General features: G+C 43.8%; 15 protein-coding genes and 5 tRNA genes. 13 read left to right on the top strand and 7 right to left on the bottom strand.

From position 1 onward, the window contains the following. Positions 1–82: 82 nt before the first annotated feature. From ruvX to recN, 3 genes are all read right to left on the bottom strand, one after another. Positions 83–526: a Holliday junction resolvase RuvX gene (gene ruvX / locus B3D47_RS04660; protein WP_004810094.1), complete on the bottom strand. Its 444-nt coding sequence runs from the start codon at positions 524–526 to the stop codon at positions 83–85. Beyond that, the gene (locus B3D47_RS04665; protein ID WP_004810091.1) at positions 519–1,073 is read right to left on the bottom strand and encodes a YqgE/AlgH family protein; all 555 of its coding nucleotides are present in this window, start codon (positions 1,071–1,073) and stop codon (positions 519–521) included. The genes ruvX and B3D47_RS04665 overlap by 8 nt, the downstream gene beginning before the upstream one ends. Before the next feature lie 115 nt (positions 1,074–1,188). After that, a complete protein-coding gene (gene recN, locus B3D47_RS04670) occupies positions 1,189–2,850 on the bottom strand; it encodes a DNA repair protein RecN (RefSeq protein WP_286860218.1) in 1,662 nt (553 codons plus the stop codon). A gap of 418 nt (positions 2,851–3,268) precedes the next feature. Here recN and B3D47_RS04675 point away from each other — a divergent pair, with 418 nt between their 5' ends. From B3D47_RS04675 to B3D47_RS04685, 3 genes are all read left to right on the top strand, one after another. Continuing rightward, the gene (locus B3D47_RS04675) at positions 3,269–3,592 is read left to right on the top strand and encodes a pyrimidine/purine nucleoside phosphorylase (protein WP_004810087.1); all 324 of its coding nucleotides are present in this window, start codon (positions 3,269–3,271) and stop codon (positions 3,590–3,592) included. 152 nt (positions 3,593–3,744) lie between these two features. Next, on the top strand, positions 3,745–4,494 hold the full coding sequence (gene rlmB, locus B3D47_RS04680) for a 23S rRNA (guanosine(2251)-2'-O)-methyltransferase RlmB (RefSeq protein ID WP_004810085.1): 750 nt from the start codon (positions 3,745–3,747) through the stop codon (positions 4,492–4,494). Positions 4,495–4,500: 6 nt separating this feature from the next. After that, positions 4,501–5,424, top strand: a complete 924-nt coding sequence (locus B3D47_RS04685; RefSeq protein WP_081405839.1) for a DMT family transporter — start codon at positions 4,501–4,503, stop codon at positions 5,422–5,424. Positions 5,425–5,439: 15 nt separating this feature from the next. On the opposite strand, the gene coaE is transcribed toward B3D47_RS04685, so the two are convergent. From coaE to pilB, 4 genes are read right to left on the bottom strand one after another with little or no spacing between them, the layout of a single operon-like run. Then, the gene (gene coaE, locus B3D47_RS04690; protein WP_163164686.1) at positions 5,440–6,039 is read right to left on the bottom strand and encodes a dephospho-CoA kinase; all 600 of its coding nucleotides are present in this window, start codon (positions 6,037–6,039) and stop codon (positions 5,440–5,442) included. Between the two features lies 1 nt (position 6,040). Next, positions 6,041–6,901 (bottom strand): prepilin peptidase, encoded by an 861-nt coding sequence (locus B3D47_RS04695; RefSeq protein WP_286860219.1) that lies wholly within the window; start codon positions 6,899–6,901, stop codon positions 6,041–6,043. Next, entirely contained in the window at positions 6,901–8,130 is a 1,230-nt protein-coding gene (locus tag B3D47_RS04700) for a type II secretion system F family protein (protein ID WP_004810078.1), read from the bottom strand. Before B3D47_RS04700 ends, B3D47_RS04695 begins: the two co-directional genes overlap by 1 nt. A gap of 31 nt (positions 8,131–8,161) precedes the next feature. Continuing rightward, positions 8,162–9,871: a type IV-A pilus assembly ATPase PilB gene (gene pilB, locus B3D47_RS04705; RefSeq protein ID WP_005223492.1), complete on the bottom strand. Its 1,710-nt coding sequence runs from the start codon at positions 9,869–9,871 to the stop codon at positions 8,162–8,164. 282 nt (positions 9,872–10,153) lie between these two features. Here pilB and tpiA point away from each other — a divergent pair, with 282 nt between their 5' ends. The 10 genes from tpiA to B3D47_RS04755 form a co-directional block, all read left to right on the top strand. Beyond that, positions 10,154–10,945, top strand: coding sequence for a triose-phosphate isomerase (gene tpiA / locus B3D47_RS04710; protein ID WP_108619241.1), 792 nt, complete (start codon positions 10,154–10,156; stop codon positions 10,943–10,945). Positions 10,946–10,958: 13 nt separating this feature from the next. After that, a complete protein-coding gene (secG, locus tag B3D47_RS04715; protein WP_004810073.1) occupies positions 10,959–11,288 on the top strand; it encodes a preprotein translocase subunit SecG in 330 nt (109 codons plus the stop codon). Positions 11,289–11,340: 52 nt separating this feature from the next. Continuing rightward, positions 11,341–11,425: transfer RNA gene (locus tag B3D47_RS04720), tRNA-Leu, on the top strand. Between the two features lie 52 nt (positions 11,426–11,477). Beyond that, positions 11,478–11,554 (top strand) — tRNA-Met (locus B3D47_RS04725). A gap of 82 nt (positions 11,555–11,636) precedes the next feature. Beyond that, a tRNA-Met gene (locus B3D47_RS04730) sits at positions 11,637–11,713 on the top strand. Positions 11,714–11,774: 61 nt separating this feature from the next. Then, a tRNA-Met gene (locus B3D47_RS04735) sits at positions 11,775–11,851 on the top strand. Between the two features lie 196 nt (positions 11,852–12,047). Continuing rightward, positions 12,048–12,124, top strand: a tRNA-Met gene (locus B3D47_RS04740). 224 nt (positions 12,125–12,348) lie between these two features. Next, entirely contained in the window at positions 12,349–12,873 is a 525-nt protein-coding gene (gene rimP, locus B3D47_RS04745) for a ribosome maturation factor RimP (protein WP_108619242.1), read from the top strand. A gap of 35 nt (positions 12,874–12,908) precedes the next feature. Beyond that, complete coding sequence (gene nusA, locus B3D47_RS04750; RefSeq protein ID WP_004810069.1) at positions 12,909–14,393, top strand: transcription termination factor NusA; 1,485 nt, start codon at positions 12,909–12,911, stop codon at positions 14,391–14,393. Between the two features lie 10 nt (positions 14,394–14,403). Next, positions 14,404–14,708 (top strand): IF-2-associated domain-containing protein (locus B3D47_RS04755; protein ID WP_286860224.1); only part of this gene is annotated, 305 nt, incomplete at its 3' end.

Here is a 14,708-nt window from a genome sequence, read left to right on the forward strand (position 1 = left end):
AGCAATATTATATGCGTATTTATTTAAGATTTCTTGTTTCACCTATCCATTAAAAAAAGCATCCATCTGGATGCTTTTTATTTTAAGGATTCACTCCGACCGGATGCCGATACCAGCTTTCAATAAATAACGCTGCTGCAATACTGTCAGCAGCTAACTTTTTAGCCCGGCCTTGAGTCTGATAACTCTCTAATTCATCCCGCGCTTCACGTGTAGTGAGACGTTCATCGACCATCAAGGTTTCAATATTGGTTTGATGACGTAAACGGCGGGCAAATTTGCGTGCACGCGCAGAAAGTTCAGATTCTGTATCATCCATATTCAGCGGCAGGCCGACTAAAAATAAAGTCGGTTGATATTGCTTGACGATTTTCAGTAATGTATCCCAGTTGGGAATTCCATCTTTCATCGGGAACAAGGCAAGAGGATTGGCACTTTCAATCAGGGATTGTCCAACCGCCATGCCCATTTTTTGTGTACCAAAGTCAAACGCCATAATCATCTGTGGCGCGTTTACATCAGGCATGTCCAATCTCAGAAGACAACCAGTTTCGATCTACGCCCATCTTTTTGTAGGCAGCATCCCAACGGTCGTCATAAGGTAAATTAAAAATTAAATCCATATCTGATTCACAGATCAGCCACTCACCTTTAGCAATTTCTTTTTCCAACTGGCCTTTACCCCAGCTAGCATAGCCAAGTGCAATCTGGTAACGTCCGACACCTTGGTTGTGGGCGATGGCATCTAGAATGTCCTTGGATGTGGTGATACAGACATTTTCACCAACAGCAATTGAAGAATGCCAGGTAGGCTGACCAGTGTGCAGCACAAAACCAGCTTCAGGTCGCAATGGGCCACCTTGCAACACTTCATGAGGATTGACATTATCTGCTTCGATTTCAAGATCATTCAATAATTCTTTAATCTGAATGCCTGCAGGTCGATTAATAATGATGCCTTGCGCTCCATCTTCGTCATGTCGTGCGAGATAAATGACCGTGTTGGCAAAAAAATCGTCACGCATTTCTGGTGGAGCAATCAGACAACGGTGTGTCAAATATTGTTTGTTCACCGAAAAGCTTCTCCTTAAAATCAATTTCTTGGCAAAGAAATCGTGTGATCTTCACCTTTAACTTACTAGAGCTTTGTTAATTCACCAACAGTTTTTTGTGAGCATTGTAATATTTTTAAACATGCTGAAACTTTAACTGACGTAACTGACGCGCGTGTTGCAGTGTTGTTTCATTAATTTCCACGCCGCCTGTCATTCGTGCAAGCTCTTGAATACGTTCATCTTCTTCTAGATCAAGAATTGTGCTGCTAGCCGGATCGGTTTGCTGCTTTTTCACCAGCAGATGTTGATCAGACTGTGCTGCAACCTGTGCCTGATGGGTGATACACAGAATTTGTACATGCTGCGCCAGATCGGCCAACAGACGTCCCACAATTTCTGCCGTACCCCCACTAATGCCGACATCAATCTCATCAAAGACCAGAACTTCAGCTTCAGTTTTTTCAGCATTCATCACTTGCATTACCAGTGCAATACGGGACAGTTCACCACCGGATGCCACACGTGCCAGCGGCTGTGCCGGAATACCTTTATTGGCAGTAAATAACAACTGAATAAAGCTCAAGCCTTCACTGTTTGGTTCATCGAGCGGTTCAAATTTAAATTCAAAATAGGCCTCTGGCAGGGCAAGCTGTTTGACCTGTTCCGTCAGTTGTTTTGCCAATGGACCAGCTGCTTCACGACGAATCTCATCCAGATGCCGTGCTTTGGTCAGAAACTCCTGATAATACAACTCGACTTGTTCCGCCAGTGTTTCTGGATCTTCGAGCTGATGCAATTGCGCTAGTTCAGCCTGCCAGGTTTCATACTCTTCCTTCAATAATTCGGGTTGGGTACGGTATTTACGTGCCAGCCGGTGAAACACTTCAAGTTGTGAATTCAGCTCTTCCATACGTTCAGGATCAAAACTTTGACGATCCATAAAATGACGCAGGTTGGCTGTAGCATCTTCAATTTCACTCTGCGCATTGAGCAAAGAAGTGTGGATTTCAGAAAGCTGCTCACTACGACCAGCATGGGATTCTACACGACGCAGGATAGAGGAAAGCTCCTGATTAATATTCTGTTCCGCTTCATCCAGGCCATTCAGACTATAGACACAGTCCTGCATGATCGCTTCATGATGAGAGAGACGATCAAATTCCTGTTCAATTTCCTGATAATCAATCTGTACTACATCTTCAAGTTCTTCGAGCTGCAGTTCCAGTGTTTCCATGCGCTGTTTACGGGTGGCTTGAGCATCAAGTGCTGCCTGATGCTGGCGGATATTTTTATGCCAGATACTGTATGCATCACGAACTGCCTGGGCGGGCTCATAAAAATTATAATAACGGTCCAACCAGTGTTTCGGGTAAGGCGGCTCCAGTAGCTGTTGCTGGCTGTGCTGGCTATACAGTTGTACCAGCAAACGGCCAATTTCTTTCAGTTCAGACAGACTGCTAGGACGGCCATTAATCCATGCCTTGCTACGTCCCGTAGCAAAAATCACCCGACGTAGATGGATTTCACCTGACTCATCATCTAGTTCATGCTCTTTAAGCCAAAGCGCTTCGGGACTATTGTCCTGATAACTGAAGGTTGCTGTCACATCGGCTTTTTCTGAACCATAGCGCACATAGTTGGTGTCGGTGCGTTCACCCAGACAGGCCGAGAGGGCGTCCAGCAACAAAGACTTACCAGCGCCGGTCTCGCCGGTGAGCACGTTAAAACCTTGATGAATATCAATGGCCAGGTGGTCAGCTAAGGCAAAGTTGATCAGAGTTAAATGTGTCAGCATACACGCATCCAAGCTGCGAAAAGTTTGATTGAAATCAAGTAGGATCTGATATGCATCAGATCATGTATGTCATTATAAATCAGGATGAAACCCTTTGATTCTATCTTATATTATGGTCAATGATACAAGCAGATTTTGTAGTATTGTCAGTATGCACGACTAAAGCAGGTCAATCTTCCCACAAAATTAATTACTCCCTACAGTTCAACGAATCCTACTAAATTTGATTTTGCATTGCAGAATTGTTCATCCTTTTTTAAATCACTTTATTTTATATATTTACTTATTGAATATATGTACAAAATATATACAGAAAATTTTAAGCTGAGCTAGGCAAACTTCGATTGATTAGTTAGGAATGCGCATTTAAACTACAGCCATTCCAATATTATAAAACCCGTGCTCTGGAGATAAACGGATGTCAGCTCAGTTTGACCATGTTTCAGTACTTAAGAAATCAAATGTATATTTTGGCGGTCTGTGCATCAGCCATGTGGTTCAGTTTGAAGATGGTACGAAAAAAACCCTGGGAGTCATTCTACCGACTGAAACCCCACTTACATTTGAAACACATGTGCCTGAGCGTATGGAAATCATTTCCGGTGAGTGCCGTGTGCAGATTGCAGATAGCGAAGAAAGCGAACTGTTCCGTGCTGGCCAGTCTTTCTATGTGCCAGGCAATAGCCGTTTTAAAATCGAAACTGATGATGTATTAGATTACGTTTGTCATTTTGAAGGCTGATTTTATTATTTCATCTCCCTAACCGGACTGAAGCTGATCAGGAAATTTTCTGCCGAATCGGTTAAACTTAATTTATACAGAAATCCTGTGAAGCTGGCTTTGCAGGATTTTTCTTTTGCAGCATATTTCCCAAATTAATTTAGAGGTTGTTCATGGCTAAACCTGAGTATTTTTATGGCGTACATTCAGTTGAGTCATTACTGGAGCTTGAGCCTGAACGCGTCCTGACGCTGTTTACTCTGAAAGGTCGTGATGATCAGCGCTTAAAACGTGTATTAGAGCTTGCTGAGCCATTTGGGATTAGTGTGCAACAGGCTAGTCGCGACAAACTGGAAAAACTGGCAGGTTTGCCGTTCCATCAGGGGGTGGTAGCAGCAGTGCGTCCGCATCCAACTTTAAATGAAAAAGATTTAGAAGAGCTTTTAAAACAAGATTCGCAAGCACTTTTATTAGCGCTTGACCAAGTCACCGATCCGCATAATCTCGGTGCCTGTATCCGTACGGCAGCAGCCATGGGTGTTGTGGCTGTAATCGTGCCACGTGACCGTTCTGCAAGTTTGACACCGACAGCGCGTAAAGTCGCAGCCGGTGGTGCCGAGAAAGTTAAATTTATTCAAGTTACCAATCTGGCACGTACTCTGGGGCAGATCAAAGACGACTTTAATGTCCGTGTTGTGGGGACTATGCTGGATGAGAAAGCATTACCAATTCAGCAATTTGATTTTACTGGTACTGGTGTCTGCGTGGTAATGGGGGCGGAAGATACCGGTCTGCGTCCAATTACGCAAAGTCAGTGTGATCAAACGGTTTATATTCCGATGGCAGGCAACTTGCAAAGTTTAAATGTAAGTGTGGCAACAGGTATGGCTTTATATGAAGCCTGCCGTCAGCGTAATGCTTAATCCCTGATGAGATTATCCACACGTGCACAAGGTTATTTTTTCCTCTTAACGACCATGTGTATCTGGGGCGGTTTTACTTTAACCGCTCGCCTGAATGCAATCTGGCAGATCAGTGCCTGGGATATCGTCGCACTACGCTTCTCTCTGGCTTTTCTGATTCTCATGCCGATTTTAATCTATCGTAAAGAGGCTTCTTTTTTACTGAAAAAAGAATCTTTTATCCTGGCTATGATCGGTGGAGTGGTGTATTGCCTGTTTGCTTATAGCGCATTCCATTACGCGCCGACTGCTCATGCCGCCATTTTCTTGAATGGCTGCATACCGTTGTGTACTGCAGTGATGGCTTATTTTCTGATGAATCAGGCTTTTGATAAACATACCTGGATCAGTCTGAGCATTATGATCGGGGTGCTGTGTCTGATGAGCGTACTGATGTATCAGGAAACAGGTGTGGCCTTTGGGGCAGGGGATGTCCTGTTTTTCATCAGTGCGATTTTATGGGGGATATTTACGGTGTTGTTACGTAAATATCAACTGTCTGCCTGGCAAGCCATGTGTGGCGTGGCAATTTGGTCGGCTGTGGTGTATGTACCGATTTATTTACTGTTCTTACCTAAAAATTTAACTGTACCTGAGCCACAACATTTATTGTTTCAAACACTTTTCCACGGGGTGTTTGTAGTCATCATTGCAACCCTAACCTATGTGGAAGCGATTAAGCGGCTTGGCGCATTTAAAGCAGGCAGTATTACCAATCTGGCACCTTTTATTGCGGCTATTCTGGCAGTGCCCTTGTTGAATGAAACGCTGAGTCTGGCGATGGTCTGTGGTCTGATCGGGATGGCAATCGGTGCCTTGCAGCCATGGCGCTGGCTGCAACATCAGGACAGTTTGGCCATCAAACTTGAAGAACAAAAAAAGCAGTCTTGATGACTGCTTTTTTTATTAATTCAGAGCTCTTTGCAAATATTGTTCATGTAGAGGCTGTAGATGCGCATATAAGTGTTCCAGATGGCCATCATTTAATACGATATCATCCGCCAGTTGCTGTTTTTGTTCACGGGGCATCTGAGCGGCAATAATACGGTGAATCTGTTCAATATTTTGACCATCACGCTGTGCAGCACGCTGGATCTGCAACTCAATCGAAGCATCAATCAATAAGGTATGGTCGGTAAGTTCATGCTGATTGGTTTCAAACAGCAGGGGAGACACCAGAATCACATAAGGACTTTGTGCATCCTGTAATTGCTGAATAATTGATTGGCGAATTGCGGGATGAGTAATGCTTTCTAAGATTCTACGGGCATCATTGGATTGGAAAATATGTTCGCGTAAAGCACGACGGTTTAAGGTTCCATCTTTCTGTAATACCCAGTCACCAAAAGCTTGCTGAATTTGTAGCAGTGCTGGCTGACCGACTTCGACAATCTCGCGTGCCACAACATCAGCATCCACGACCACAATACCATGTTGTTCAAACCATTGACTGGCAGCAGATTTGCCGCTGCCAATACCACCTGTCAGACCTAGTATAAATTTCAAATTATTGACCTAAATAGACTTTCATAATCTGCTCGCCCCACAGGAAAGCGATCCAGCCGGCAATGGCAATATAGGGACCAAAAGCAAAAGGCTGATTTTCCTTACGCACTTTTAGCAGGATAATGCCAATGATTGCACCGACGAGTGATGACAATAATACAACTAGTGGCAACATTAACGGTCCTATCCAGGCACCTAGTGCAGCCAGCAATTTAAAATCACCATAGCCCATGCCTTCTTTACCAGTTACTATTTTGAACAGGTAGTACACGACCCATAAACACAGAAAGCCAATGATATAACCCCAGATGGCTGAAGTTGGTGAGGTGTAAATTGCATAGCTATTCACCCCTAAGCCTAAAGCTGCAAGTGGAAGGGTATAGCGATCTGGAAGCAGCTGGGTATCAAAGTCAATAAAGGTTAGTGCAATGAGAATATAAGTCAGCACCAGACCGAACAACATTTGTACTGTAGGACCAAATACAGCCAAAACGGTCAATGCACAAACTGCTGTTAGAATTTCAATGAATGGATAACGGGCACTAATTGGATTTTGACAGTTCGCACATTTGCCGCGAAGAGCCAGCCAGCTGATCACGGGGATATTTTGATACCAGCGAATTGGTGTATGACATTTTGGACAGGTCGACGCAGGTTTGCTTAATGTAAGCTTGCTTTCATCAATGATCGGTTGATCAGGGTGTAAAAACAGCTGGCAGTCGTTACGCCATTCCTGTTCCATCATTTTAGGGGTGCGGTAAATTACGACATTTAGGAAACTACCGATACAGAGACTAAAAAGCCCGACTGCAATATAGAGCGCAGTCGGGTTTTGAGTGAAATATAAAATAAGATCTTGCATTAAACCACTGAACCCATCTGGAAAATTGGCAGGTACATTGCAATAACAAGACCACCTACAAGCACACCAAGAACGGCCATAATCAATGGCTCCATCATGGAGGTCAAACCATCAACGGCATTGTCGACTTCATTTTCATAATGGGTCGCAACTTTATCCAGCATGGCATCTAGTGCACCAGATTCTTCACCAATCGAGACCATTTGCACGGCCATAGAAGGAAACTTATTGGTAACACGCATGGCGAATTGCAGTTGTTGGCCAGTAGCAACATCCTCACGAATTTTCATGACAGCATCTTCATAAACTACATTATTTGTAGCGCCTGCAGTTGATTCCAGTGCATCAATTAATGGAACACCAGCAGCAAAAGTCGTTGCCAGAGTACGACTATAACGAGCAATAATCGCTTTATAAACCAGATCACCGAAGATAGGTGCTTTTAGTGCAGCCTTATCCAAGAAATCACGGAATTTTTTACTGCGTTTTTTTGCTTCCAGGAAAGCAGTAATGACTACACCAATCCCAATGATCAGCAGGAACCAGTATTTCTGCATCCATTCAGACATATTGACTACCATTTTTGTAAATGCTGGCAAGTCTGCACCAAATGACGAGAAGAGATCCTGGAAAACTGGAACGACTTTAACCATCAAAATAATCGTAACAATAATTGCAACAACAACCACTGTTGCTGGGTATTTCATGGCTTTTTTAATTTTCTGCTTTAACAGTTCACTTTTTTCTTTATAAATCGCAACACGATCCAGCATGGTCTCTAAAGCACCGGATTGTTCACCGGATTCAACCAGCGAACAGAATAGCTTATCAAAGTATTGAGGATACTTGCGCAGTGCACCTGCAAAGGTATTTCCGCCTTCAACCTCACCTTTAATCCCGAGTACAACCTCGCGCATTGAAGGATTTTCAAGGCCTTCCGCCACAATTTCAAAGCCTTGTACGAGTGGTACCCCGGCTTTCATCATGGTAGCAAGCTGACGGGTAAAAATGGTGATATCCAGTGTGGTCACTTTTTTCTTCATCAGGCCTTCAAGAATATTCTTCTTTTTTTCTCGAATACTCTTGATACTGATACCCTGCTTACGCAACGTGACCTTGGCCAAGGCGAGGTTACGTGCAGGTATTTCCCCTTTAATCTTTATACCTTTACGGTCTACCCCTTCATAGGTGAAGGTCGGCATCATTTGACCTTTTTTCACTGAAGCCATGAGTTTATCCTTATTTTATAGCAGCACCTGATCATTCGCTGGTAACACGATTGACTTCCTGAAGAGAAGTCACCCCCTGCATTACCTTTAATAACCCTGATCGGCGTAAATTGTTAAAACCTGCGCGTGCGGAAGCTTCGGCAATCTCAATTGCATTGCCGTCTTCCATAATAATACGTGAAATCTCTGGTGTCACTTTCATGACTTCATAAATACCGACTCGACCTTTGTAGCCTTCGCGACATTCGTTACATCCGACAGGTTCAAAAATATTAAATTCCGGATTCTGTAAATCATCATCGCTAAAGCCCATTTCAAGCAGGCTCTGACGTGGAATATCTGCCGGTTTTTTGCAATGTGGACAAAGGCGACGCGCCAAACGCTGAGCGATCACCAAATTCACCGAGGTGGCAATATTAAATGATGGCACACCCATATTCCGTAAACGGGTCAAGGTTTCTGGTGCGCTGTTGGTATGTAGTGTTGACATCACCATATGACCTGTTTGTGCTGCCTTGATCGCAATCTCTGCAGTTTCCAGGTCACGGATCTCACCGACCATGACAATATCAGGATCCTGGCGCAGGAATGATTTCAAGGCAGCAGAGAAGGTTAGGCCGACTTTATTATTGACGTTAACCTGGTTGATCCCTTGCAGGTTAATTTCGACTGGATCTTCAGCAGTTGAAATATTCGTGTCTTCACGATTTAGGATATTTAAACCGGTATAGAGAGATACAGTTTTACCAGAGCCTGTCGGACCGGTGATCAAGAGCATACCTTGAGGCTTATCTAGTGCCTCCATAAATAAGGCTTTTTGATCAGGCTCATACCCCAGTGCATCAATACCCAGCATGGCACTCGATGGATCCAGAATACGCAGTACCAGTTTTTCCCCAAACAGGGTTGGGAGTGAGTTGACACGGAAATCGATAGCCTTATTTTTAGAGAGTTTTAACTTGATCCGACCATCTTGAGGCACACGCTTCTCGGAAATATCCATTTGTGACATAACTTTAAGACGTGAGGCCAGACGTGTTGCAAGCTGTAAAGGTGGCGTGGCGATTTGACGCAAGACCCCGTCGACACGGTAACGCACACGGTACATTTTTTCATAAGGTTCAAAGTGTAAATCAGATGCACCCATACGGATTGCATCAATCAGTAACTTATTAATATATTTAACAATTGGTGCTTCATCACCTTTATTGTCATTCTCATCATCTTTATTCGGGTCAGAGCTATCGATATCAACATCTAGATCAAAATCATCATCAAAGTCAAAGGTGCTTTCTTCAGTAAAATTCTGCTCGATCAGTTTTTCGAGTTTATTATGTTCAACAATGATGGTTTCAATATTGAGTTTGGTCGCAAAACGAACGGCATCAATTGCCTCTATATTGGTCGGGTTACTGGTCGCGATAAACAGAATATTGCTATTTTTAAAGATCGGCAGTACGCGGTGTTTGGTAATAATCTTTTCATCAAAATCTTCGCGTACGATCAGGGCAGGATCATAAGCACTGATGTCAAATAGCGGTTCACCGAATTCAAGAGAAATCGTTTCTGCGATTTTGGTTGGCGAGAGGCGGTGATGTTCAATCAGATAGGGAACAATATCAATTTTATCTTTTTTGGCACTGCTCAAAGCACCCTGCATATCTTCTGCAGATATAACCCCTTCATCGACAAGTCGACGAATAAACCCCGTAAATCTTGGAGATCCCTGAATTGCTGTCATGCTCTAATATGCCCGTGAATCAAAATTGTTTTAATTGCTTTATCAAAATTATACGTTGCTTGCGTAAAATTACCATAGCGTAAAATGCTGCCTTCTTCGCATTAATATTCAAAATACTGAATGAATCCTAAGAAGTGATCCCCATAATCTTAAGTGATAACAAAAAATGAGCAGTTTGAACAGATCTGGCACTGAAAATGCCGCAAGAAAACTCTTCTTCAAATTTTCTAATTCCGTGTAGAATGTGCCCAATTAAAGATAGGTATTCAGAATAGGTTGTTTATGTCGTTGTCGACGATTACCCCATGGGTAGTGGGTAACTGGAAAATGAACCCGCTGCAGACAGATGCGCAGACATTGCTTCGTGGGGTGAAAGATTTACTTGAATCTACACCGATTTCAGCAGAAAAGTGTCATTTAGGCGTAGCACCTGTAGCAATTGCACTGACTCAGGTTCAGGCTGAATTGGATTCTGCCGTTCGTCCGGTTTATACCGTTGCTCAGGATGTGTCTCGTATTGCAGGCATGGGCGCCTATACGGGCGAAGTGAGTGCAGAACTGCTGGCAGATAGTGGTATTGGTTATGTTCTGGTAGGACATTCTGAACGTCGTGAAATCTTTGGTGAGTCACGAGAGATTCTCAATACCAAAATCAAAAATGCTTTAAATGCCGGTTTGACTGTGATTTATTGTGTAGGTGAAAGTCTGGAACAGCGTGAAGCCGGTCAGGCGGAAGCTGTGGTATTGCAGCAAATCTGTGATATCGCGGCTGTAGTTGAAGCAGAGCAATGGAAGAATATTGTAATTGCCTATGAACCGATCTGGGCGATTGGTACTGGTAAAACTGCTTCTCCGGAAGATGCACAAGCGATGCATGCTCAGATCCGTCAAGGTCTAAAACAGATTACTGGTTATGGTGAAACCACTGCAATTCTGTATGGTGGTAGTGTTAAACCTGAAAATGCAGTAGAGTTGGCAGCCTGTCCTGATATCAATGGGGCACTGGTGGGTGGTGCATCACTCAATGCCGAGTCATTTCATAAAATTGCCCAGGCATTTGCAAATACACAATAATTAGGAGTTCAGCATGCAAACTTTTGTGCTGGTAGTACATATTATCTTAGCGATTTTGATGATTGTCTTGATTTTAGTTCAGCATGGTAAAGGTGCAGATGCTGGTGCATCTTTCGGTGGTGGCGGTGCTGCGACTGTTTTTGGTGCTTCAGGTTCAGGTAATTTCCTGACCCGTTTGACTGCAGTATTTACGGCATTGTTCTTTATTACCAGCTTGACTTTAGCGGTATTTGCTAAAAAGCAGACCACAGATGCTTATACTCTGAATAGCGTTCCAACGACTCAGACTGCACCTGCTCAATCGACTGAAACTTCACCAACTGCACCAAAAACTGGTGAATAATTTCGCCAAAGGCTTTCTTTTTGTGCATGATACGAATAGAATGCCTGCAGCTGCGGTGGTGGTGGAATTGGTAGACACGCTACCTTGAGGTGGTAGTGCTTTCGGGCGTGGGGGTTCAAGTCCCCCCTTCCGCACCAACTTATAATCCAGAACATAAGTTGGTGTATGCAGCTAAAAAACTTCTGTTGTTGCGGGATGGAGCAGTCTGGTAGCTCGTCGGGCTCATAACCCGAAGGTCGTTGGTTCAAATCCAGCTCCCGCTACCAATCAATCCTTTTATAAAGACGCAAACTTTAAAGAGGCAACTTGAAACCAGTTTTAAGTTGAGAAGAGTTGTTTGCATGTTGTTGCGGGATGGAGCAGTCTGGTAGCTCGTCGGGCTCATAACCCGAAGGTCGTTGGTTCAAATCCAGCTCCCGCTACCAATCCTTTAAAGATGCAAACTTTAAAGGCAGTTCTATGAACTGAAAGTTTTTTGTACGCTGATGCGGGATGGAGCAGTCTGGTAGCTCGTCGGGCTCATAACCCGAAGGTCGTTGGTTCAAATCCAGCTCCCGCTACCACTTTTTGGAAAGTGTGGTTTCGTTATTTTAATCAGTTGCAAGCTCGTCGAGCTCAACTCTTTATAAAATCTCGAAGATCGTTGGATTAAAGTCCAGTGAGCGCTACCAATTTTTCAGCGACAAAAGACCAACATATCGATAGAGATAGTTTTGATTGAAAACTTATCGTCTTTTGTATATAATTTTTGCACGTTGATGCGGGATGGAGCAGTCTGGTAGCTCGTCGGGCTCATAACCCGAAGGTCGTTGGTTCAAATCCAGCTCCCGCTACCAAGTTTCTTAAAAGAGGCTCACAACTATGGTGGGCCTTTTTGCACAGTGGGATTTGAAAAAATCCGAAATTGTGCATTAATTGGGGCGATTTACGCCCTTTTTTATTGGCTATCGTGTAGTGTCGACAAAATTTGGTCATATCTCCATGTTTCACTACTACTATAGTTTGTATTGGTTTGTAGTGGTCAAATAGATCATAAAATCGCACCAGATGACGAGAGTAAATGAAGCTATCAAATAAAACTCAAGCACTTCAGGACTTGATTGCACCTGCAGTTGAAGCCTGTGATGTAGATCTTTGGGGAATCGAATTTGTTCCTCAGGGTAAACGTTCTCTATTACGTATTTATATCGACAAGCCAGTCGATCCAACTACTGAACCGGTCATCAATGAAGACGGTGAAGTGGAGCAGGGCCGCGGAATTGGTGTGCAGGACTGCGTACGCGTTACCCAACAGGTGGGCGCGATGCTAGACGTACATGATCCGATTTCAGGTGAATATGCACTTGAAGTGTCGTCTCCAGGCTGGGACCGTCCATTCTTCCAACTTCAGCAAATGGCAGATTATATCGGTCAGACCGTTGCCTTACGTCTGATCAGTGCGGTGGACAACCGTCGTAAATTCCAGGCAAAACTGGTTGCAGTTGACCTTGAAAATGAAATGATTCAGGTAGAAGTAGAAAAGCAGCAGGTTCTGGACATCGACAGTCACAATATCGATAAAGCAAATTTGGTCTATCAAGATTAACTAAATCAATAAGAATCTGAACGAATAGGTGACATATGGCACGTGAAATTCTTACCGTCGTTGAAACGGTTAGTAACGAAAAAGGTGTACCTCGTGAAGCAATTTTTGAAGCACTAGAACAAGCTTTAGTTGCAGCGACCAAGAAAAAGTTCTACGAAGGAACCAACTCGGAAGAAGCACGTTTACGTGTAGAAATCGATCGTAAAACTGGAGACTACCGTACTTTCCGTCAATGGGAAGTGGTTGCAGACGAAGATCATGAAATGCCAGCCTGTCAGGATGCCATCTCTGATGTTGATCCGGCAAAATGGTCAATCGGTGACATTCGTGAACTAGAAGTTGAGTCAATCGATTTCGGTCGTATTGCTGCACAGATTGCTAAACAGGTGATTGTACAAAAGATTCGTGAAGCAGAACGTGCACTGGTTGCTGATGCTTATGAATCTAAAGTCGGTGAGCTGATCTACGGTGAAGTGAAAAAACAAACCAAAGACGGTTTCATTATTGACTTAGGGGACAATGCTGAAGCATATCTTGCACGTGAAGAAATGATTCCGAAGGAAATCCTTCGCCCGAAACAACGCGTGAATGCGATTCTTTTCAATGTCAATCGTGAAGGTCGTGGTGCTCAGCTACAGCTTTCTCGTGCTAAACCTGAAATGCTGATCGCATTGATGAAAAAAGAGATTCCAGAAATCTCGGAAGAAATCATTGAAATCAAGGCAGCCGCACGCCAGCCAGGTGTACGTGCCAAAATTGCAGTGAAAACAAATGACCACCGTATTGATCCGGTTGGTGCTTGTATTGGTATGCGTGGTACACGTATCCAGGCAGTACAACAGGAACTCAATGGTGAGCGTATTGATGTCGTAGTATGGTCAGATGATCCTGCTCAGTACATCGCAAGCGCACTTGAACCAGCAGATGTATCCAGTATTGTTATCGATGAAGATGCACGTACTGCAGACATTATTTTCGCAACGAGTGATCAGTTGGCTCGTGCGATTGGTTCACAGGGTCAGAACGTTCGTCTGGCATCGGAGTTGACTGGCTACAAGCTGGATATGATGCTGGAAGAAGAATACTACGCGCGTCAACAAAGCGAAGCACAAAAATACCTGGACATGTTTGTAACACGTCTGGATATTGCTGAAGATTTGGCTATGGCGTTGGTAGAAATGGGCTTCACCTCGCTTGAAGAAATTGCATACGTACCTGCAGAAACGTTTGATGAAATCGAACTGGATGCGGAACTGGTTGAACTACTGCAAAGCCGTGCAAAAGAAGTTGCACTTGCTGATGCATTACAACAGCAAGAAAACGTACAAGCGCCAAGTGAAGAACTTGTTGCAATGGATGGCATGACAGCAGAGATCGCGCAAGCTCTAGCAGCTCGTGGTGTGGTAACAGTGGATGACCTTGCAGATCAGGCAACTGACGATATCGCAGATATTGAAGGTTTAGGCGCTGAAAAAGCGGGTCAGCTCATTATGAAAGCGCGCGAATCATGGTTTAACTAGGAGGTAGTATATGACGGACAAGTCGATTAAAGAGTTAGCCCTCAAATTGGGTCGCCCAGTTGAGAAGCTCCTGGAACAGGTTCGTGAGGCAGGTTTACCACAGCGCAAATCTGACGAAATTATTACCGCCGAACAACAAGATCACCTGATGAGCCATGTGAAAAAATCACAAGGTTCGGATGGTCATGCAGGACAAATCACGTTGAAACGTAAAACGACCAGTACGGCTAAAGTAGCCAGTACTTCGGGTAAGGCAAAAACCATTAATGTAGAAGTTCGCAAGAAACATACATTTACTAAGCCTGATCCAGAACA

The sequence above is a fragment of the Acinetobacter sp. UBA3461 genome (genome assembly GCF_002381195.1).
Taxonomy (GTDB): Bacteria; Pseudomonadota; Gammaproteobacteria; order Pseudomonadales; family Moraxellaceae; genus Acinetobacter; species Acinetobacter schindleri.

Coding starts and splice junctions, on each gene's coding strand:
- ruvX (WP_004810094.1), bottom strand. CDS start 526: ATGCCTGATGTAAACGCGCCACAGATGATTATGGCGTTTGACTTTGGT.
- recN (WP_286860218.1), bottom strand. CDS start 2,850: ATGCTGACACATTTAACTCTGATCAACTTTGCCTTAGCTGACCACCTG.
- B3D47_RS04675 (WP_004810087.1), top strand. CDS start 3,269: ATGTCAGCTCAGTTTGACCATGTTTCAGTACTTAAGAAATCAAATGTA.
- rlmB (WP_004810085.1), top strand. CDS start 3,745: ATGGCTAAACCTGAGTATTTTTATGGCGTACATTCAGTTGAGTCATTA.
- B3D47_RS04685 (WP_081405839.1), top strand. CDS start 4,501: ATGAGATTATCCACACGTGCACAAGGTTATTTTTTCCTCTTAACGACC.
- B3D47_RS04695 (WP_286860219.1), bottom strand. CDS start 6,901: ATGCAAGATCTTATTTTATATTTCACTCAAAACCCGACTGCGCTCTAT.
- B3D47_RS04700 (WP_004810078.1), bottom strand. CDS start 8,130: ATGGCTTCAGTGAAAAAAGGTCAAATGATGCCGACCTTCACCTATGAA.
- pilB (WP_005223492.1), bottom strand. CDS start 9,871: ATGACAGCAATTCAGGGATCTCCAAGATTTACGGGGTTTATTCGTCGA.
- tpiA (WP_108619241.1), top strand. CDS start 10,154: ATGTCGTTGTCGACGATTACCCCATGGGTAGTGGGTAACTGGAAAATG.
- secG (WP_004810073.1), top strand. CDS start 10,959: ATGCAAACTTTTGTGCTGGTAGTACATATTATCTTAGCGATTTTGATG.
- rimP (WP_108619242.1), top strand. CDS start 12,349: ATGAAGCTATCAAATAAAACTCAAGCACTTCAGGACTTGATTGCACCT.
- nusA (WP_004810069.1), top strand. CDS start 12,909: ATGGCACGTGAAATTCTTACCGTCGTTGAAACGGTTAGTAACGAAAAA.